Annotated in this window: 21 protein-coding genes; 11 read left to right on the top strand and 10 right to left on the bottom strand. The window is 58.9% G+C overall.

Annotated features, from left to right (window positions below; genetic code table 11):
* The first annotated feature begins 15 nt into the window (after nucleotides 1-15).
* From AC1M2H_RS04430 to AC1M2H_RS04400, 7 genes are all read left to right on the top strand, one after another.
* The gene (locus AC1M2H_RS04430; RefSeq protein ID WP_480150441.1) at nucleotides 16-582 is read left to right on the top strand and encodes a YggT family protein; all 567 of its coding nucleotides are present in this window, start codon (nucleotides 16-18) and stop codon (nucleotides 580-582) included.
* Entirely contained in the window at nucleotides 579-869 is a 291-nt protein-coding gene (gene yggU, locus AC1M2H_RS04425; RefSeq protein ID WP_041147205.1) for a DUF167 family protein YggU, read from the top strand. Before AC1M2H_RS04430 ends, yggU begins: the two co-directional genes overlap by 4 nt.
* A 26-nt stretch (nucleotides 870-895) precedes the next feature.
* Complete coding sequence (locus tag AC1M2H_RS04420; protein WP_480150440.1) at nucleotides 896-1,489, top strand: XTP/dITP diphosphatase; 594 nt, start codon at nucleotides 896-898, stop codon at nucleotides 1,487-1,489.
* Nucleotides 1,482-2,621, top strand: a complete 1,140-nt coding sequence (gene hemW / locus AC1M2H_RS04415; RefSeq protein WP_480150439.1) for a radical SAM family heme chaperone HemW — start codon at nucleotides 1,482-1,484, stop codon at nucleotides 2,619-2,621. The genes AC1M2H_RS04420 and hemW overlap by 8 nt, the downstream gene beginning before the upstream one ends.
* Nucleotides 2,622-2,934: 313 nt before the next feature.
* Nucleotides 2,935-3,981 carry an ABC transporter substrate-binding protein gene (locus AC1M2H_RS04410; protein ID WP_480150438.1) on the top strand — a complete coding sequence of 349 codons (1,047 nt, stop codon included), beginning with the start codon at nucleotides 2,935-2,937 and terminating at the stop codon, nucleotides 3,979-3,981.
* Nucleotides 3,982-4,043: 62 nt separating this feature from the next.
* Nucleotides 4,044-4,856, top strand: coding sequence for an ATP-binding cassette domain-containing protein (locus tag AC1M2H_RS04405; RefSeq protein ID WP_480150437.1), 813 nt, complete (start codon nucleotides 4,044-4,046; stop codon nucleotides 4,854-4,856).
* A gap of 4 nt (nucleotides 4,857-4,860) precedes the next feature.
* Nucleotides 4,861-6,108, top strand: coding sequence for a sugar ABC transporter permease (locus AC1M2H_RS04400; protein ID WP_480150436.1), 1,248 nt, complete (start codon nucleotides 4,861-4,863; stop codon nucleotides 6,106-6,108).
* A 65-nt stretch (nucleotides 6,109-6,173) separates the two neighbouring features.
* Here AC1M2H_RS04400 and AC1M2H_RS04395 read toward each other — a convergent pair whose 3' ends face one another.
* The 3 genes from AC1M2H_RS04395 to trmB are packed head-to-tail and all read right to left on the bottom strand — an operon-like array spanning nucleotide 6,174 to nucleotide 7,989.
* Nucleotides 6,174-6,893 carry a YggN family protein gene (locus AC1M2H_RS04395; protein ID WP_480150435.1) on the bottom strand — a complete coding sequence of 240 codons (720 nt, stop codon included), beginning with the start codon at nucleotides 6,891-6,893 and terminating at the stop codon, nucleotides 6,174-6,176.
* A 50-nt stretch (nucleotides 6,894-6,943) separates the two neighbouring features.
* Nucleotides 6,944-7,270, bottom strand: a complete 327-nt coding sequence (locus AC1M2H_RS04390; protein WP_480150434.1) for a YggL family protein — start codon at nucleotides 7,268-7,270, stop codon at nucleotides 6,944-6,946.
* Nucleotides 7,270-7,989 carry a tRNA (guanosine(46)-N7)-methyltransferase TrmB gene (gene trmB, locus AC1M2H_RS04385; protein ID WP_426812432.1) on the bottom strand — a complete coding sequence of 240 codons (720 nt, stop codon included), beginning with the start codon at nucleotides 7,987-7,989 and terminating at the stop codon, nucleotides 7,270-7,272. Before trmB ends, AC1M2H_RS04390 begins: the two co-directional genes overlap by 1 nt.
* A gap of 136 nt (nucleotides 7,990-8,125) precedes the next feature.
* Between trmB and mutY the strand changes: the two genes are divergently transcribed.
* The 4 genes from mutY (at nucleotide 8,126) to AC1M2H_RS04365 (ending at nucleotide 12,117) form a co-directional block, all read left to right on the top strand.
* Entirely contained in the window at nucleotides 8,126-9,184 is a 1,059-nt protein-coding gene (gene mutY, locus AC1M2H_RS04380) for an A/G-specific adenine glycosylase (protein ID WP_480150433.1), read from the top strand.
* Between the two features lie 28 nt (nucleotides 9,185-9,212).
* Complete coding sequence (locus AC1M2H_RS04375) at nucleotides 9,213-9,488, top strand: oxidative damage protection protein (RefSeq protein WP_480150432.1); 276 nt, start codon at nucleotides 9,213-9,215, stop codon at nucleotides 9,486-9,488.
* A 50-nt stretch (nucleotides 9,489-9,538) separates the two neighbouring features.
* Entirely contained in the window at nucleotides 9,539-10,621 is a 1,083-nt protein-coding gene (gene mltC, locus AC1M2H_RS04370) for a membrane-bound lytic murein transglycosylase MltC (protein ID WP_480150431.1), read from the top strand.
* Nucleotides 10,622-10,857: 236 nt separating this feature from the next.
* Nucleotides 10,858-12,117, top strand: a complete 1,260-nt coding sequence (locus AC1M2H_RS04365; RefSeq protein WP_480150430.1) for a nucleoside permease — start codon at nucleotides 10,858-10,860, stop codon at nucleotides 12,115-12,117.
* Between the two features lie 36 nt (nucleotides 12,118-12,153).
* Here the strand turns inward: AC1M2H_RS04365 and citG are convergent, their stop codons facing one another.
* Genes citG through AC1M2H_RS04330 form a run of 7 tightly spaced genes read right to left on the bottom strand, consistent with a single transcriptional unit; the run spans nucleotide 12,154 to nucleotide 18,085 of the window.
* Nucleotides 12,154-12,957, bottom strand: coding sequence for a triphosphoribosyl-dephospho-CoA synthase CitG (citG, locus tag AC1M2H_RS04360; RefSeq protein WP_480150429.1), 804 nt, complete (start codon nucleotides 12,955-12,957; stop codon nucleotides 12,154-12,156).
* The gene (citX, locus tag AC1M2H_RS04355; protein WP_480150428.1) at nucleotides 12,935-13,474 is read right to left on the bottom strand and encodes a citrate lyase holo-[acyl-carrier protein] synthase; all 540 of its coding nucleotides are present in this window, start codon (nucleotides 13,472-13,474) and stop codon (nucleotides 12,935-12,937) included. The genes citG and citX overlap by 23 nt, the downstream gene beginning before the upstream one ends.
* Nucleotides 13,475-13,478: 4 nt before the next feature.
* The gene (gene citF / locus AC1M2H_RS04350; protein WP_480150427.1) at nucleotides 13,479-14,996 is read right to left on the bottom strand and encodes a citrate lyase subunit alpha; all 1,518 of its coding nucleotides are present in this window, start codon (nucleotides 14,994-14,996) and stop codon (nucleotides 13,479-13,481) included.
* 10 nt (nucleotides 14,997-15,006) lie between these two features.
* Complete coding sequence (citE, locus tag AC1M2H_RS04345) at nucleotides 15,007-15,882, bottom strand: citrate (pro-3S)-lyase subunit beta (RefSeq protein WP_480151839.1); 876 nt, start codon at nucleotides 15,880-15,882, stop codon at nucleotides 15,007-15,009.
* The gene (gene citD, locus AC1M2H_RS04340) at nucleotides 15,882-16,172 is read right to left on the bottom strand and encodes a citrate lyase acyl carrier protein (protein ID WP_480150426.1); all 291 of its coding nucleotides are present in this window, start codon (nucleotides 16,170-16,172) and stop codon (nucleotides 15,882-15,884) included. Before citD ends, citE begins: the two co-directional genes overlap by 1 nt.
* Nucleotides 16,173-16,188: 16 nt before the next feature.
* On the bottom strand, nucleotides 16,189-17,208 hold the full coding sequence (gene citC / locus AC1M2H_RS04335; protein WP_480151838.1) for a [citrate (pro-3S)-lyase] ligase: 1,020 nt from the start codon (nucleotides 17,206-17,208) through the stop codon (nucleotides 16,189-16,191).
* A gap of 13 nt (nucleotides 17,209-17,221) precedes the next feature.
* A complete protein-coding gene (locus tag AC1M2H_RS04330; protein WP_480150425.1) occupies nucleotides 17,222-18,085 on the bottom strand; it encodes a fumarylacetoacetate hydrolase family protein in 864 nt (287 codons plus the stop codon).
* Between the last annotated feature and the right edge of the window lie 17 nt (nucleotides 18,086-18,102).

Raw genomic sequence — 18,102 nt, 5'->3', positions numbered from 1 at the left:
AATCTGAGGAACGCCATGAAGACGTTGACTTTCCTGCTTTCAACGGTCATTGAACTCTACACGATGATCATGTTGTTACGCGTCTGGATGCAGTGGGCACGCTGCGACTTTTACAACCCCTTCTCGCAGTTTGTGGTGAAGGCAACCCAGCCGGTGGTTGGGCCGCTGCGCCGCATTATCCCGGCCATGGGGCCGCTCGATAGCGCCTCGCTGCTGCTGGCCTTTATTCTCTGCGTCATCAAAGCCATCGTGCTGTTTATGGTGGTCACCTTCCAGCCGATTATCTGGATTTCCGCGCTGCTGATTCTGATTAAGACTATCGGCCTGCTGATTTTCTGGGTCCTGCTGCTGATGGCGATTATGAGCTGGGTGAGCCAGGGCCGCAGCCCGGTTGAATACGTGCTGATGCAGCTCGCCGACCCGCTGCTGCGCCCGATTCGCAGAATGCTGCCGTCGATGGGCGGGATCGACTTCTCGCCGATGGTGCTGGTTCTGCTGCTGTACGTGATTAATATGGGCATTTCCGAACTGCTTCAGGCAACCGGTAACGTGCTGCTTCCGGGGCTGTGGATGGCGCTATGAGTGCCGTCGAAGCCTGCGCCGACGGGCTGGTCCTGCGGCTGTATATTCAGCCCAAGGCCAGCCGCGATAGCATCGTTGGTTTACATGGCGACGAGCTCAAAGTCGCCATTACCGCCCCGCCCGTTGATGGTCAGGCAAATGCCCACCTGATTAAGTTCCTCGCCAAACAGTTTCGCGTCGCGAAAAGCCAGGTGCTTCTTGAAAAAGGCGAGCTGGGCCGCCACAAGCAGATAAAAATCATCAACCCGCAACAGATCCCGACTCAGGTCGCGGCGCTGACAGAATAAGAGCCTCGCTCTAAACAGGATTAATCATGCAAAAAGTTGTTCTCGCCACCGGCAATGCCGGAAAGGTCCGCGAGCTGGCCTCGCTGCTGGAAGATTTCGGTCTGGATATCGTTGCTCAAACCGAGCTGGGAGTCGACAACGCCGAAGAAACCGGCCTGACGTTTATCGAAAACGCCATTCTGAAAGCCCGTCATGCCGCAGAGATTACCGGCCTGCCGGCGATTGCCGATGACTCCGGCCTGGCGGTAGATGCGCTCGGCGGCGCGCCGGGGATCTACTCCGCTCGCTACTCCGGCGAAGATGCCAGCGACCAGCAGAACCTGGAAAAGCTGCTCGATGCTCTGCGCGACGTCCCTGACGATAAGCGCCAGGCGCAGTTCCACTGCGTGCTGGTCTACCTGCGCCATGCAGCCGATCCGACGCCGATTGTTTGTCACGGCAGCTGGCCCGGCGTGATTGCCCGCAGCGCGGCAGGCAGCGGCGGATTTGGCTATGACCCTATTTTCTTTGTTCCGTCCGAGGGGAAAACCGCGGCGGAGCTGAGCCGTGAAGAAAAAAGCGCGATATCCCACCGCGGGCGCGCGCTGAAACTGTTACTGGAAGCATTACGTAATGGCTAATATGCCGCCTCTGAGCCTGTATATTCACATCCCGTGGTGCGTGCAGAAGTGCCCGTACTGCGATTTTAACTCGCATGCGTTAAAGGGTGAGGTGCCGCACGACGACTACGTGCAGCACCTGCTCAACGATCTGCAGGCCGACGCGCACTACGCCCAGGGCCGTGAAATCAGGACTATTTTTATCGGCGGCGGCACCCCTAGCCTGCTCTCCGGGCCGGCGATGCAAACGCTGCTTGACGGCGTTCGCGCCTGCCTGCCGCTGGCCGCCGACGCCGAGATCACCATGGAGGCCAACCCCGGCACCGTGGAGGCCGATCGCTTTGTCGAGTATCAGCGCGCGGGGGTCAACCGGATCTCCATCGGCGTGCAGAGCTTTAGCGAGGCAAAGTTGCAGCGTCTGGGACGTATTCACGGCCCGGCCGAAGCGAAACGCGCGGCGCATCTGGCCACCGGCCTCGGCCTGCGCAGCTTCAACCTCGACCTGATGCATGGCCTGCCGGACCAGTCTCTGGACGAAGCGCTGGATGATCTGCGCCAGGCCATCGAGCTCAACCCGCCGCACCTGTCGTGGTATCAGCTGACGATTGAGCCCAATACCCTCTTCGGCTCCCGTCCGCCGGTGCTGCCGGATGACGATGCGCTGTGGGATATTTTTGAGCAAGGGCATCGGCTGCTGACGGCGGCAGGCTATCAGCAGTATGAAACCTCCGCCTACGCCAAACCCGGCTATCAGTGCCAGCACAATCTTAACTACTGGCGCTTTGGCGACTACCTCGGCATCGGCTGCGGGGCGCACGGTAAGGTTACTTTCCCTGACGGACGCATTCTGCGCACGGCGAAAACGCGCCATCCGCGGGGTTACATGGAAGGCCGTTACCTTGAGCGCCAGCACGACGTCGAGGCGGCGGATAAGCCGTTCGAATTCTTTATGAACCGTTTCCGCCTGCTGGAAGCCGCGCCGCGCGACGAGTTCAGCCGCTACACCGGCCTGGATGAGAGCGTGATTCGCCCGCAAATTGATGCCGCCATCGCCCAGGGCTACCTGGCTGAAGACGCGCGCAGCTGGCAGATAACCGAGCACGGTAAACTGTTTTTAAACTCGCTGCTGGAGCTGTTCCTCAGCGAAGATTAAGCATCCGGGCGGCCCTTCGCCGCCCGTTTTTTTCCCCGCGTTTCCTCCACTCTTACGGCCGCTTTCCCTCCGCGCTTCGGTCAAATCCCCTGCGCCTTTTTTATTCAGATCTTTGCAGACAGTCACAAATACACATCGATATTTTTCCATTTCTTGACTCCTTTTTTGCGCGGTGGTAATCCTGCTTCATCGGTTGAGCAAATGTAAAACCGAAGTATCCTACATGTGAATTATTGGTAACTCTTATTAAAAAAGTCTTTATGACGTCGGCCGAGGCCGGCGGGCTCAAGCATATAAAAAAGAGGGTAAGGCAATGAATTACCGTAAAGTTTTTATCGCACTTGCAACAATCTCCGCCGGCGTTACCGCTTCAGCACAGGCCGCGGAATCCGCCACGGTCGCCTTTTTAATGCCCGACCAGGCGTCGACGCGCTACGAGCAGCATGATTTTCCTGGCTTCAAGACGGAAATGAGCAAACTGTGCGCCGACTGCAAGGTCATTTATCAAAACGCCAACGCCAGCGCCAGCCTGCAGCAGCAGCAGTTCAACTCGGTCATCGCCCAGGGCGCGAAAGTTATCGTTCTCGATCCGGTGGACTCTTCCGCCGCCGCCGCGCTGGTTGCCAACGCCCAGGCGCAGGACGTCAAAGTGATCGCCTACGATCGCCCGATCCCGGCGAAACCGGCTGATTTCTACGTCTCGTTTGATAACGAAGGCATTGGCTATGCCATCTCTAAGTCCTTGACCGACCACCTGAAAGAGAGCGGCGTACCGCAGGATGCCGGGGTGCTGCAAATCAACGGATCTCCGACCGACGCGGCGGCGGGCCTGATCCGCGACGGTATCCACCGCGGCCTGAAAGAGTCGGGCTACAAAACCCTGGCGGAATTTGATACGCCGGAATGGGCGCCGCCAAAAGCGCAGGAGTGGGCGGCCGGGCAGATAACCCGCTTTGGTGACAAAATCAAAGGCGTGGTTGCCGCTAACGACGGTACCGGCGGCGGGGCGATTGCCGCCTTCAAAGCCGCCGGCGTCCAGCCGTTGCCGCCGGTGACCGGCAATGACGCCACCATCGCCGCGCTGCAGCTGATCATTGCCGGCGACCAGTACAACACCATCTCAAAACCGTCTGAAATCGTCGCCGCGGCGGCGGCGAAAGTGGCCGTTGATTTTATTCAGGGTAAGAAGCCGCAGGCCAGCACCACCCTGTACAACACCCCTTCGCAGCTCTTCACCCCGGCGGTGATCACCGCGAAAAATATTAAAGCGGAAATCTTCGATAAAAAGATCCAGACCTACGCTCAGGTTTGTACCGGCGAATACGCCGCAGCCTGCCAGAAGTTAGGCATCGAAAAGTAATTTTGCCCACGCGCCCGTCATCCAACGGCGGGCGTTGTTTCGCAATAATTGAGGTCTCTTCCATGTCGCAAGAACAAGGGAAAACATCCCCCGCCGGGCAACCGATCCTGAAGCTCAGCAACGTCTCTAAACACTTTGGCGCCGTCTGCGCCCTGGCCGATATCGAGCTGGAGGTCCACGCCGGTGAAGTGGTGGCGCTGGTTGGCGATAACGGCGCGGGAAAATCTACGCTGGTCAAAATCCTCGCCGGCGTGCATCAGCCCACCGACGGCACCATCGAGTTTGACGGCAGGGTCGTCACTCTTGATAGCCCGGGGAAGGCGCTGGAATACGGCATCGCCACGGTTTTCCAGGATTTAGCGCTGTGCGAAAACCTGGACGTGGTAGCCAACCTGTTTTTAGGCCAGGAGATCTCGCCTTTGCAGCTGGATGAAGTTGCCATGGAGGTGCGGGCGTGGACGCTGCTGCAGGAGCTGGCGGCGCGCATTCCGTCGGTGCGCGAACCCATCGCTTCGCTTTCCGGCGGCCAGCGTCAAACCGTGGCCATTGCCCGCTCTCTGCTGATGAATCCGAAAATTATCATGCTGGATGAGCCGACCGCCGCCCTCGGCGTCGCCCAGACGGCAGAAGTGCTCAACCTGATCGAGCGCGTTCGCGAACGCGGCCTCGGCGTCATTATTATCAGCCATAACATGGAAGACGTGCGCGCGGTGGCCGATCGCATCGTGGTGCTGCGCCTCGGGCGCAATAAAGGGGTCTTCACCCCCGACGCCACCAACCAGGAGCTGGTCGCCGCCATTACCGGCGCAACGGAAAACGCCGTTTCGCGCCGCGTTGAACGTAAATCACAGTTAAGTTCTTCTGGAGTGGTTTAATTTTATGAACAGCAAGACAGAATCCCGCCCGGCCCTGGATCGCAGCGACGAGCGCGTCCAGCACAACGATGGTCTGTTCGGCGCGCTGCGTGCGCAAATCAATCGCATCAAGACCGGCGATCTCGGCACCGCCCCGGTGATCGCCGGGCTGATCGTTATCTCCCTGGTGTTTACCTGGCTCAACCCGGTGTTTATTGCGCCGAACAACCTCGTTAACCTGCTTTTTGACTGCGCCACCGTCGGCTTTATCTCTCTGGGGATCGTCTGCGTGCTGATGCTGGGGGAAATCGACCTTTCGGTAGGTTCGATGAGCGGCCTGGCCTCGGCGATGGTCGGCGTCCTGTGGGTCAACGCGGGCTGGCCAGTGGCGGCGGCTATCGGCGTCGCGCTGCTGTGCGGCATCGCCGTCGGCCTGATTTACGCCGTGCTCTATAACCGGGTCGGGATGCCGAGCTTCGTGGCGACGCTCGCCGGCCTGCTGGCGCTGCTCGGAATGCAGCTGTACATTCTCGGCCCCAGCGGCAGCATCAACCTGCCCTACGCCTCGCCGCTGGTTCGCTTCGGCCAGCTGATGGTGATGCCGGGCTGGTTCTCCCATACCATGGCGCTGCTGCCCGGCCTGGCTTTGCTGACGTTTGGCCTGAAAACCCGCGTACGCCGCCTGCAGGCCAACCTCTCCGCCGAGTCCGTTAGTTCGCTGCTGCTGCGCGCGGCGCTGCTGACGGTGATTTTTGAGGCCGCCGTTTTCTATCTCAACCTGGGCCGCGGCGTGCCGTGGATTTTTGGTCTGTTTGTCGCGGCTGCGATGGTGCTCAACTATGCGCTGAAGCGGACAAAATGGGGCCGCTCGATGTTTGCGGTCGGCGGCAACCGGGAGGCCGCGCGCCGTTCGGGAATTAACGTCAGGGCTATTTACGTCAGCGCCTTCGTGCTCTGCGCGACCCTGGCGACGTTCGGGGGGATTCTGGCGGCTTCGCGCCTGGCCTCTGCCAGCCAGCAGGCCGGCACCGGCGACGTGAACCTCAACGCCATCGCTGCGGCGGTGATCGGCGGCACCAGCCTGTTTGGCGGGCGCGGCAGCGCCTGGTCCGCGCTGCTGGGGATCATCGTGATTCAGTCGATTTCGAACGGCCTGACGCTGCTGAATCTGCCCTCATCGCTGCGCTATATCATTACCGGCTGCGTGCTGGCGATTGCGGTGATTATCGACTCGCTGGCCCGCCGCTCCCGCGTGTCGCACGGGCGTGCCTGAATCGAGAGGTTTAAAGAGAATATTGCGCGGTTCGGACGTTACGGGCCGCGCAATGAAAGAAAAGGTTATTTCAGCGAGCTCACCAGCGCCTTGCGGCTCTCTTCAAGGGAAACCACCCGGCTGCAGACGTCTTTGCCGAACTGCTGGAAATCCGCTTCCTGGTTCTTCCACTCCTCCTGAATCGCCGTTTGCAGGCCGCCGAGGCTACCGAGGATCCCCTGCAGCGGATTGCCGCCGCCCTTGAGAACCGCCTTCGCGCCCATCTCGTTAATGCTGTCCTGCAGGATGCCGCCCATCGCCTGATTGACCAGCTGCTGGCCGTCGGCGCGGACCTGATCGATCGCTTTATAGTGGAAGGTCAACCCATCGCTGCGGTGTTCAATAATACGGTTCATCTGGGTTTTTAGCTGCGTGTCCAGTTTGGTCAGGCGGCCGTGCATGCTGCTGCTGGTTCCCACCTGCTCGGTGATGATTTTATCCAGCGCCGTGCGGCCTTTTTCAACCCGGGCGCGGGCGCCGTCGTCAATCCACGGCAGGCTGCTGCGCAGGCCGGCCTGATAGTCCTGGGCCTGCTCGCGCTGGGCCGCGTTCAGGGAATACTGTTTTCCGTTCCAGGTCAGGCTGCCGTCCGGCATAATCACCAGATCGCCGTTCTCCCCTTTCACCTGCACCTGCTGCGGGCTGAGGATCACGTCGTCACGCGGCGTGACGCTACACTGGTAGTCCGCATGCGCGGTTAAAGCGGTAACGGACAGCGCCACCGCCAGCAGCGTTTTGCGCATCATAAAACTCCCTTCAGACAAAGCGGGTCGGCAATTGCCGACCCTGGTCAAACTTAGTCCCACCAGATGTCAAAAAGTTCGCTGGTGCGCACGTCGGCAAGCTGCCGCTCTTCCAGCCACTTGCGGACAATCGCCTGGTGCTCTTCGGTGCATTTACCGATCTCCTGCATGCAGATCAGGCCTTCCCAGGAGAGGTAGCCGCTGCCGTCAAACGCCAGCTTGTTCGGCTCAATCACTTCGTTGATCAGGTCATTTACGGTCTGGTCGATATGCTCTTCGCTGCTCCCTTCCGGGAAACGCCAGGCGACGGAGAAGCCCATTTCCTGAAACTCGTCGATATGCATTTTCTTACGCAGACGACGGCTACGATTCTTTGCCATTATTTCACCCTCTCGAACATTAAGTCCCATACGCCGTGGCCAAGACGATGGCCACGCTGTTCAAATTTGGTTACCGGGCGCGATTCCGGGCGCGGTACATAGTCGTTGCTTTCAGACCGGTTACGATAGCCGTCGAGCGACGACATCACTTCCAGCATATGCTCGGCGTATTGCTCCCAGTCGGTCGCCATATGGAAAACGCCGCCGAGCTTGAGCTTGCTTTTCACCAGTTCAGCAAACGGCGCCTGCACGATGCGGCGTTTATTATGCCGCGCTTTGTGCCACGGGTCAGGGAAAAACAGCTGCACCATATTGAGGGAGTTATCCGCAATCATGGTGTGCAGCACTTCGACCGCATCGTGGCACATCACGCGCAGGTTTTGTACACCCTCTTCCTCGGCGGAAGCGAGGCACGCCCCGACGCCCGGAGAGTGGACTTCAATACCGAGGAAATTCTGCTCCGGTTTCGCCTTAGCCATCGCCACCAGCGAGGCGCCCATGCCAAAACCGATCTCTAAGGTGACCGGCGCCTCGCGGCCAAACAGCGAAGCTAAATCAAGCGGTGCATCGGTGAACTCAACGCCCATCACCGGCCAGAGAGTATCCAACGCGTGCTGTTGCCCTTTAGTCAGGCGGCCCTGGCGGCGGACGAAGCTACGAATGCGGCGCAGAGGACGGCCGTTTTCATCGAACTCCGGAGATATGACGTCGTTTTTCATAAAGGTTAGGTCTGCTTGTGAATGTGTGCGGAAAACGGGCATTATCCAAAGTTACCCGACGGATGCAAGGGTTTACAGCCTCTCGCCCTTGTGCTGCAATCTGCCACCCTGTTATCGCAATTCCGGAGCTGCAGCTTTGACTTTTCTCGCCGCGCAATTTTCAGCCCAGGTGCTGGAGTGGTACGACAAATACGGGCGTAAAACCCTGCCATGGCAAATCGGCAAAACGCCCTACAAAGTATGGCTCTCCGAGGTGATGTTGCAACAAACGCAGGTGGCAACGGTTATCCCTTATTTTGAACGCTTTATGGCGCGTTTCCCAACGGTGAGCGATCTGGCGAAGGCCCCGCTGGACGAAGTCCTGCATCTGTGGACCGGCCTCGGCTACTACGCCCGGGCGCGTAATTTACATAAGGCGGCGCAGCAGGTGGCCAGCCAGCACGGCGGCGAATTCCCGCAGACCTTTGACGAAGTGGCCGCGCTGCCCGGAGTCGGGCGCTCGACGGCGGGCGCCATTTTATCGCTCTCTCTTGGTAAGCACTTTCCAATTCTCGACGGCAACGTGAAGCGCGTGCTGGCACGCTGCTATGCGGTAAGCGGCTGGCCGGGGAAAAAAGAGGTCGAGAAGCGGCTGTGGGGGATTAGCGAAAAGGTCACGCCGGCCAAAGGCGTCGAGCGTTTTAACCAGGCGATGATGGATCTCGGGGCGATCGTCTGCACCCGTTCGAAGCCCAAGTGCGAGCTTTGCCCGCTGAATAACGGCTGCGAGGCGTACGCCAATAATTCATGGACTCAATATCCAGGCAAGAAACCGCAGCAGACTATTCCGCAACGCAGCGGCTATTTTCTGCTGATGCAGCACGGCGACGAGGTGTTTCTCACCCAGCGCCCGCCGGTGGGCCTGTGGGGCGGATTATTCTGCTTTCCACAGTTTGAAGACGAAGAGACGCTGCGCGAGTGGCTGACACAGCGGCAGATCGAGACTAATAATCTGACGCAGTTGACCGCATTTCGCCACACTTTCAGCCATTTCCACCTGGATATTGTGCCGATGTGGCTTACAGTGCACTCATCAGGCGCATGCATGGATGAAGCCGGCGCACTCTGGTATAACTTAGCGCAGCCGCCGTCGGTCGGTCTGGCGGCTCCCGTGGAACGTCTGTTGCAACAGCTGAAGGCCGGGGCGCTGGTATAGCGTTCTGGCGAATTAAAGAGGATCAATCATGAGCAGAACTATTTTTTGTACCTTCCTGCAGCGCGAAGCGGATGGCCAGGATTTCCAGCTCTACCCGGGCGATCTCGGCAAACGCATCTATAACGAGATCTCCAAAGAGGCCTGGGCCCAGTGGCAGCACAAGCAGACCATGCTGATCAACGAGCAGAAGCTCAACATGATGAACGTCGAGCACCGCAAGCTGCTGGAACAGGAGATGATCAAGTTCCTGTTTGAAGGCAAAGATGTGCATATCGAAGGCTATACGCCGCAGGAAAAATCGTAAGCGCCAGACCGCGGTTACGCACAATCCACACAACGCACGCTCCCGGAATGATGAAAAAATATTTAGCGCTAGCGCTCATTGCGCCTTTGCTCGTTTCGTGTTCCACCTCGAATAAACGAGGTGGCGAGTACAACGAGGCCTGGGTTAAAGACACCAACGGCTTCGATATCCTGATGGGTCAGTTCGCCCATAACGTCGAAAATATTTGGGGCTATAACGAGGTTCTGCTTGCCGGGCCTAAGGACTACGTTAAGTACACCGATCAATATCAGACCCGCAGCCACATCAACTTTGATGAGGGGACCATCACCGTTGAAACCATCGCCGGCACCGATCCTGCCGGGCGCCTGCGCCAGGCGATTATCAAAACCCTGCTGATGGGCGACGATCCGAACTCCATCGACCTCTATTCCGACGTCGACGACATTCAGATTTCGAAAGAGCCGTTTCTCTATGGCCAGGTGGTGGATAACACCGGCGCGTCGATTCGTTGGGAGTGGCGCGCCGCGCGCTTTGCCGACTATCTACTGCAAACTCGCCTTAAGAGCCGCAGCAACGGCCCGCGGATGATCTACAGCATCACCATCAACCTGGTGCCGAACCACCTCGATAAGCGTGCGCATAAATATATCGGCATGGTACGCCAGTCGGCGCGGAAGTACGGCATTGACGAGTCGCTGATTCTGGCGATTATGCAGACCGAATCCTCTTTCAACCCTTACGCCGTCAGCAACTCCGACGCGCTGGGCCTGATGCAGGTCGTCCAACACAGCGCCGGGAAAGACGTTTTCCGCGCTCAGGGGAAATCGGGCCTGCCGAGCCGCAGCTTCCTGTTCGATCCGGCCAACAATATCGACACCGGTACCGCATATCTGGCGATGCTGAACAACGTCTATCTCGCCGGCATCGACAACCCCACCTCGCGGCGCTACGCGGTCATCACCGCCTATAACGGCGGCGCGGGCAGCGTGCTGCGGGTCTTCTCCAGCGATAAGGTCCAGGCCGCCAATATCATTATCAGCATGACGCCGGGCGACGTCTACTCGACGCTCACCACCCGCCACCCCTCCGGGGAATCCCGCCGCTACCTGTATAAAGTCAACACGGCGCAGAAATCCTACCGCCGCAAATAGGATTGCCCTCCTTTACCCGGCTCTCAGCGCGAGAGCCGGGTCGTCCAGCCTTTTTCCGCATCGCTCCATACGAAAACGTTATTTGCGTCACAATCTAATCTGCAAATTAATATGGATTGCATTTATTTGCGGAAGGTAACAAAACATGATGCCGCTTACTGATAGAATTTCATCAAATCGTAGCCCTGAATGTAACCATAACAACAGCTCCCCCGCTTACTCGTGAGGAAAATAACATGAACCTTAAGCTGCAGCTTAAAATATTGTCGTTTCTGCAGTTCTGCCTGTGGGGTAGTTGGCTGACTACGCTAGGCTCCTATATGTTTGTGACGCTTAAGTTTGACGGAGCGTCAATCGGTGCCGTATACAGCTCGCTGGGTATCGCCGCCGTGTTCATGCCTACGCTGCTGGGTATCGTGGCGGATAAGTGGATCAGCGCGAAGTGGGTGTATGCGCTATGCCATCTGGTCGGGGCGGGGACGCTGTTTATGGCGGCCCAGGTCACCACGCCGGGTGAGATGTTCCTGGTTATTCTCCTCAACTCGCTGGCCTATATGCCAACGCTCGGGCTGATTAACACCATCTCCTACTATCGCCTGAAATCCTCCGGGATGGATATCGTCGCCGATTTCCCGCCGATTCGTATCTGGGGAACCATCGGTTTTATCATCGCCATGTGGGCCGTCAGCTTCGCCGGCTTCGAGCTGAGCCATATGCAGCTTTATATCGGCGCAACGCTCTCCGTCGTGCTGGCGCTGTTCACCCTGACGCTGCCGCATATTCCGGTCTCTAACCAGCAGAAAAACCAGAGCTGGAGCACTATGCTGGGCCTGGACGCCTTTGCCCTGTTCAAAAACAAGCGGATGGCGATCTTCTTTATCTTCTCCATGCTGTTAGGCGCTGAACTGCAGATCACCAACATGTTCGGCAATACCTTCCTGCACAGCTTCGACAATAACCCGCTGTTCGCGGGCAGCTTTATCGTCGAACATGCGTCGGTAATGATGTCGATTTCCCAAATCTCCGAAACCCTGTTTATCCTGACCATCCCGTTCTTCCTGAGCCGCTACGGCATTAAGAACGTCATGCTGATCAGTATCGTGGCGTGGATGCTGCGCTTCGGCCTGTTCGCATACGGCGACCCGACGCCGTTCGGCACCGTGCTGCTGGTTCTGTCGATGATTGTCTACGGCTGCGCCTTCGACTTCTTCAACATCTCGGGTTCGGTGTTCGTCGAGAAAGAGGTGAGACCGGAAATTCGCGCCAGCGCCCAGGGGATGTTCCTGATGATGACCAACGGCTTTGGCTGCATTCTCGGCGGCATCGTCAGCGGGAAAGTAGTGGAGATGTATACCACCGACGGCATCACCAACTGGCAGCCGGTGTGGCTGATCTTCGCCGGATACTCGCTGGTTCTGGCCTTCGCCTTCGTCGCGCTGTTTAAATACAAACACGAGCGTGTACCGGCCGGCGTGCAGACCACCCCCGCGCATTAACCGATTGTTCCCTCCCCTCTCTTCGGGGGAGGGAAATTAACCGCACTTCGCTAAAACCCACGCCACCGACAGTAAATCCGCACTCCCTCCCGGGCTTAAATGACGCCTTATCAGCGCCCGGTCCATCTCCAGTAAACGCCGGCGATCCCAGCCGTTTGCCAGCAGCGTTCGCGCATAGCTCTGCACATATCGCAGCCCGTGAATACCGCCGCGCGACACCAGATTACTGTCCGGATTCACCGCCATCAGGCGCAGGAGCAAATCATGCAGCTGGCGGCCGTTCCACTGGGGCAAGACGCGACGTACCGTCGCAAAACCACTTTCCGCCTCACCGCGGGCGCCGGTTAAACCCAACTGCCGGAACTGACGTTCGCCTGCGGTTGTTGTCACGCTGCGGCCAGCCAGCTCGCGGGCCACCAGCCCCCTGCACAGAATCCCCACTTCGCGACAGAGGCTTGACGCGGTCACCTCCCGCACCCTTCCGGCGGCAAAACAGAGTAGCCCGAGAGCAAATATCCCCCCTTTATGAGTATTCACGCCACCGGTTGCGGCATACATTGCCTGCTCGCAGGCAATGCCCATCGGGCGTAGCAGGCGCAACTGCTCGCCTGCCGGTTGGTCTGCGTAGTCACTCCCCAGCGCGGTAAAGCGGGAGAGCCACGGCGCAATCGCGGTAATACTGCGGACAAACAGAGCGTGGTCCATATCGTGATGAGCCCCGTTGTTGAGTCGGTCCACCAGCCCCGGCTTAGGGGTCAGCTCCAGCTCCTGCCAGAGGGCCTCTTCCGCCAGACGAGGGACCTCAATGGCGCAAAATTTAGTCGCGGGCAAACCAGTCATTGATAATCTTCTCCACACTTCCCACCACCTGCCCGATCGGATGCTTGCGCGATCGAGAGCAGACATGCGCCGGCTCATCACACACCAGGCAGCGGCGCATGTGCAGGCCAAGCGACAGGCGGCCAACGTGGCCATCCTGCGGGCAGATCACATCCAGGTCCCACAGCCTGCCGAGCGGATGGCTCTGCTCTAACGTCACGCAGTGGGCCTTGATCTCCGGCGCATTGTGCGCCACGGACCACATCGCCTCAGGCCCCGTCGGGAGCCACAGTATCTGGCGATCCCGCACCGGCCAGCGGTTCTCCCACAGCAGCTGGTCGCACATCTGTAGCGCCACGCCCATCGTATTGCGGTAGCGGAGACTATTTTTTACCGTTCCCGGCGTTACCAGGGTCAGCGAAATAATCGGCTGTTGATAACGTTTTAGCCAGTCAGCCTGGCGCGCCGCGCGGCATTCTTTCGCCGCCAGCCACGCCTCAAGGCTGACACCCGCCGCCGCGGGTGTCGCAGTGTTCATGTTGCTACTCCTTAACCTGGCGCACGGTATCAATCACCCGCCCGTCGCGGTAGCGAATGACGCCGACGATTTTGTCTGTGAATTCAATGGGTTTTGGGATCCCGCTTAGCGAGATAGCCCGCGCATACAGCGCGTCGATATCGACGATGTTCATCCCGGCGGCAATCAGGCGCGCGCGGATCTCCGGTCGCGCCGGATTCACCGCAATCCCGTGGTCGGTGACCAGCACGTCGATGCTTTCTCCCGGCGTCAGTCGCGTCGTCACCCGCTTGACTACCGTGGGAATGCGGCTGCGCAGCAGCGGGGCGACGACAATAGTCAGGTTTGCCGCTGCCGCCACATCACAGTGACCGCCGGACGCCCCGCGCATCACGCCGTCGGAACCGGTAATCACGTTAACGTTGAAATCGACGTCGATTTCCAGCGCGCTGAGAATAGCCACGTCCAGCTGGTCACAGCTCGCCGCCTTGCTGCCCGGGTTGGCATAGACATTGGTGGAGATCTCCACGTGATTGGGGTTGCGCGCCAGCGAAGCGGCCGCCTGACCGTCGAAGCACTGCGTATCGAGCAGCTTGTCAATCAGCCCTTTCTCGTGCAGATCCACCAGACTGCCGGTAATCCCACCCAGCGCAAAGCGGGCTTTCACGCCGCCGTGCTCCATCTTCTCTTCCATAAAGCGGGTGCAGGCGGTAGCCGCCGCCCCGGAGCCGGTCTGCATCGAAAAACCGGCTCTGAAGTAACCGGAGTGCTCAATCACATCTGCCGCATAGCGGGCGATCATCAGTTCACGCGGGTTACTGGTGACGCGCGCCGCACCGACGCTGATCTTCGCCGGGTCGCCCACGCTATCAACCTGTACGATGTAATCCACCTGATCCTGCATCAGGCTCGCCGGCATATTGGGGAAAGGCACCAGTTCTTCGGTCAGCAGCACCACCCGCCGGGCAAAGTGCGCATCGACCATCGCATAGCCGAGCGAACCGCAGCAGGAGCGCCCGTGGGTACCGTTGGCATTGCCGAACTCATCGCTGCACGGCACACCGAGAAACGCGACGTCAATATTCAGTTCACCATCCTGTAGTAATTTCACCCGCCCGCCGTGGGAATGGATCTGCACCGGCTCATCCATCACTCCGTAGGAGATAGCCTCCGCCAGTTTCCCGCGCATCCCTGAGGTATAAATGCGGCGAATCACTCCGTTCTGGATATGTTCGATAAGGGCATCGTTGCAGGTCATCAGTGAGCTGGAAGCCAACGTCAGGCCTTTAAAACCCATTTGCGCAAGCTTCGCCACTACGCTGTTAATCACCCGATCGCCTTCACGGAAGGCATGGTGAAAGGAGATAGTCATTCCGTCCTGCAGGCCGCTGCGCGCCACCGCCTCTTCGAGGGATGCACACAGCTTACGGCGATGCTTTTCCTCCACGTCGGCCAGCCAGGGCGTAGCGCTGAGGGCAGAATCAAACGGTTTTAAATCCCGCAGATGAGGGAAGGTCGCATGGAGAAGTTCTGTCTGGTTCATTGTTTTATCCTTAACGGCGCACGCCAGAGGCGGCCGCGCGTTCCAGCACTCTCTGTGCGTGGTTAATAATCGGGGCATCGACCATTTTGCCGTTGAGCGAGACCACGCCCAGGCCATTGCGTTCCCCCTCCTGCGCGGCTTCAATCACTAACTGTGCGTGTTCGACCTCCTGCCGGGTTGGCGCATACGCATTGTGCAGCAGGTCAATCTGACGCGGGTTAATCAACGATTTGCCGTTAAAGCCCATTCTGCGGATCAACTCGACTTCGCGCAGGAATCCGGCTTCGTCGTTCACGTCTGACCACACCACGTCGAAGGCATCGATACCGGCTGCCCGGGCGGCATGCAGTACCGCGCAGCGGGCGTAGAACAGTTCGGTACCGTCGCTGCGCTCGGTCTGCATATCCATCACATAATCAAAGGCCGCCAGCGCAATCCCAATCAGCCGTGGGGAACGACGGGCAATGGCCACGGCGTTAATGACGCCAACGGCCGACTCAATCGCCGCCATGATGCGGGTGGACCCCACTTCACGCCCGCAGTCGCGCTCGATACGCACCAGGTGGCTTTCCAGTTCGTCGATATCTTCCGGAGTATCGGTTTTCGGCAATCGGATCACATCCACGCCAGCCCGCACGGCGGCTTCCAGATCCAGCAAGCCAAACGGCGTGCTCAGCGGGTTAATGCGCACCACGGTTTCGATATCCTGATACATCGGGTGCTGGAGCGCATGCCAGACCAGCAGGCGCGCGCTGTCTTTCTCACGCAGCGCCACCGCGTCCTCAAGATCGAACATGATCGAATCGGGACGGTAAATAAAGGCGGTAGAGAGCATGGCTGCGTTAGCGCCCGGCAGGAATAACATGCTACGACGGAGCCTGTTCATCACAGTGTCCTCCAGTCGATATGCGGTTCATCGACGGCGCGTAGCACCGCGCTTTGCAGTCGCGCACGAATGACACAATCCAGCGCGCCTTTATCTTCGATGATAATCAATCCCTGCCGCACCACCATCGCGCGCAGCGTTTCCTCAACCACCTGACGAATCTGCTCGCCAAACTGCTTCATCACTTCACTGTGGATGACAATCTCCAGCTCGCCGTCGGCGGGGGAGATTTTCACCATCAGGTCGCTGGACTCCTGCGTACCGGCCAGCGCCTCCCTTACAATTTTCATGTTCGTTTCCTGATAGTTAAGCGACTTCCGCGCTGTAGTGCGCTTCGAGATGCGCGAAAGTGGATTCCGGGACAATGTCCCGAATACGAGAATACTGCTCTGTCTTAAGTAAACGACGGACTTCCGAGGCCGAAATGGCGCTGCCCCCGGCCTTAATACGGGCCACCTCCTCAACGTGGATGTGGCCAGCCAGCAGTTCATGCAACGTCTGATTGTACTGACGGGTGATATCGCAAAACGGCTCGGAGCCGATAAAACGATGGGTAATGCCGAGAGACGGCGCGATGTAGTCGCGAAAGATCAGCACGTCGATTTCACTCCACGCCTGCTGCACTTTTCCGCTCTCTTTCAGGAAGTAGGCCGGAAAAGTGGCGCGCGAGATGATGTACTGCGAGCCCTCGTGCACGGAGACATTCGGCAGATGTGCCACTCCGGCCTGTACCATCTCCAGACGCGCGGTGAACGGAAAGAAAGAGGCGTCTTCACGTACCACAAACAGATGCAGCCAGTCGCAGCGTGCCGCCGCGTGTTCCACCAGATGACGGTGGCCAAGCGTGAACGGATTAGCGTTCATGACAATCGCGCCGATATCCTGGCCAGGCCGGCGCTCTCCGCGCAGCGAACGGCAGTAGCGGGCGATGCCCTGCGGCGTGTTTTCCATCAATACCGCGTTATTGCCACTGCGGGCGACAGGCCAGAAGCCGCTGCGGGCAAAGCGCACCTCGTTACAGGGCCGGGTGCAAAGGAAGAGATGAAAATGGCCGCGCGCGAGGGCGACGTTTTCCACTTCAGCCAGCAGCCGCGCGCTAAGGTTCACGCCGCGCAGCTGCTCATCGACCGCCACGCATTTGATAACGTTGGCGGCCAGCCCCGCGCAGCCCACCAGCTGCCTTCCGGACCAGGCCTCAACAAACAGCATGATATCGTTGTCCATCCCCAGACCGCTGTCCGTCAGCAGGTAACGAATCTGGCTCAAACGTTCCGGGTGTTGGGCCACTTCCGTGAAGCGAAAGTCGATAGCGGGTTGCGAGTCCATCATCACGCCCTACTCAGTGTGCCGTCGTCAGCGTGCTGGCTGGCGCTTCCATGATCACATTGCTGAGATGGCCAATATGCTCAATCTCAACCTCAATGCGATCGCCCTCCTGCATAAACAGCGGCGGGTTACGCTTTTTCCCCACCCCACCCGGCGATCCGGTGATGATCACATCGCCCGGGCTTAAGCGGGTGAAGGTGCTGAAGTACTCGATAAGCTCCGCCACCTTGTGGATCATGCTGCTGGTGTTGTCATCCTGAACCATCCGGCCGTTCAGCCAGGTGCGGATCGTCAGCTGATGCGGATCCGGGATCTCATCCGCGGTCGCCATCCACGGGCCGAATGCGCCGGTCTGCCGCCAGTTTTTCCCCGCGGTAAACCAGCTGTGCTGCCAGTCGCGTGCGGAGCCATCCATGTAGCAGCTGTAGCCGGCAACGTGGCGCAGCGCCTCCTCGCGACGGATGTTTTCGCCGCCTTTGCCGATAATCACCGCCAGTTCGCCTTCGTAGTCAAATTCGCTGGAATGGCGCGGTTTCAACACCGGCGCGTTGTGCGCCGTCTGCGAATCAGGGAAACGAACAAACAGCGTCGGCGCCGGATTGTGCTGGTCGAACTCTTTGCGCTTTTCGGCATAGTTCATGCCGACGCAGAGGATTTTTTCCGGCTGCTCAATCACCGGCAGGAAGGTGACGGCGCTCATCGGCACATCGACCGCATCGTTGAGATAGCGGCCGGCTTCCGCCAGCCCGTTGCCCTGCAGCAGCGCCTTGAGATCACCGTAGCGATCGCCGAGGCGACGACCTAAATCGATCATCCCTTCCGCCTTGACGATGCCAAAGCTACGGGTACCCTGATAGATAAAGCTTGCGAGTTTCATGATGTTTTCCTGAAAAC

It is taken from the genome of Klebsiella sp. F11 (assembly GCF_056712265.1).
This window is presented reverse-complemented; position numbering and strand designations above follow the sequence as displayed.

Excerpts from the sequence above, each read along its gene's own strand:
- citF (WP_480150427.1), bottom strand. The coding sequence starts at position 14,996 with ATGAACCAGACAGAACTTCTCCATGCGACCTTCCCTCATCTGCGGGAT.
- mltC (WP_480150431.1), top strand. The coding sequence starts at position 9,539 with ATGAAAAAATATTTAGCGCTAGCGCTCATTGCGCCTTTGCTCGTTTCG.
- AC1M2H_RS04420 (WP_480150440.1), top strand. The coding sequence starts at position 896 with ATGCAAAAAGTTGTTCTCGCCACCGGCAATGCCGGAAAGGTCCGCGAG.
- yggU (WP_041147205.1), top strand. The coding sequence starts at position 579 with ATGAGTGCCGTCGAAGCCTGCGCCGACGGGCTGGTCCTGCGGCTGTAT.
- citC (WP_480151838.1), bottom strand. The coding sequence starts at position 17,208 with ATGGACTCGCAACCCGCTATCGACTTTCGCTTCACGGAAGTGGCCCAA.
- AC1M2H_RS04395 (WP_480150435.1), bottom strand. The coding sequence starts at position 6,893 with ATGATGCGCAAAACGCTGCTGGCGGTGGCGCTGTCCGTTACCGCTTTA.
- trmB (WP_426812432.1), bottom strand. The coding sequence starts at position 7,989 with ATGAAAAACGACGTCATATCTCCGGAGTTCGATGAAAACGGCCGTCCT.
- hemW (WP_480150439.1), top strand. The coding sequence starts at position 1,482 with ATGGCTAATATGCCGCCTCTGAGCCTGTATATTCACATCCCGTGGTGC.
- AC1M2H_RS04330 (WP_480150425.1), bottom strand. The coding sequence starts at position 18,085 with ATGAAACTCGCAAGCTTTATCTATCAGGGTACCCGTAGCTTTGGCATC.
- AC1M2H_RS04400 (WP_480150436.1), top strand. The coding sequence starts at position 4,861 with ATGAACAGCAAGACAGAATCCCGCCCGGCCCTGGATCGCAGCGACGAG.
- citX (WP_480150428.1), bottom strand. The coding sequence starts at position 13,474 with ATGAACACTGCGACACCCGCGGCGGCGGGTGTCAGCCTTGAGGCGTGG.
- citE (WP_480151839.1), bottom strand. The coding sequence starts at position 15,882 with ATGAACAGGCTCCGTCGTAGCATGTTATTCCTGCCGGGCGCTAACGCA.
- citG (WP_480150429.1), bottom strand. The coding sequence starts at position 12,957 with ATGACTGGTTTGCCCGCGACTAAATTTTGCGCCATTGAGGTCCCTCGT.
- AC1M2H_RS04405 (WP_480150437.1), top strand. The coding sequence starts at position 4,044 with ATGTCGCAAGAACAAGGGAAAACATCCCCCGCCGGGCAACCGATCCTG.
- AC1M2H_RS04390 (WP_480150434.1), bottom strand. The coding sequence starts at position 7,270 with ATGGCAAAGAATCGTAGCCGTCGTCTGCGTAAGAAAATGCATATCGAC.
- AC1M2H_RS04430 (WP_480150441.1), top strand. The coding sequence starts at position 16 with ATGAAGACGTTGACTTTCCTGCTTTCAACGGTCATTGAACTCTACACG.
- AC1M2H_RS04410 (WP_480150438.1), top strand. The coding sequence starts at position 2,935 with ATGAATTACCGTAAAGTTTTTATCGCACTTGCAACAATCTCCGCCGGC.
- AC1M2H_RS04375 (WP_480150432.1), top strand. The coding sequence starts at position 9,213 with ATGAGCAGAACTATTTTTTGTACCTTCCTGCAGCGCGAAGCGGATGGC.
- AC1M2H_RS04365 (WP_480150430.1), top strand. The coding sequence starts at position 10,858 with ATGAACCTTAAGCTGCAGCTTAAAATATTGTCGTTTCTGCAGTTCTGC.
- citD (WP_480150426.1), bottom strand. The coding sequence starts at position 16,172 with ATGAAAATTGTAAGGGAGGCGCTGGCCGGTACGCAGGAGTCCAGCGAC.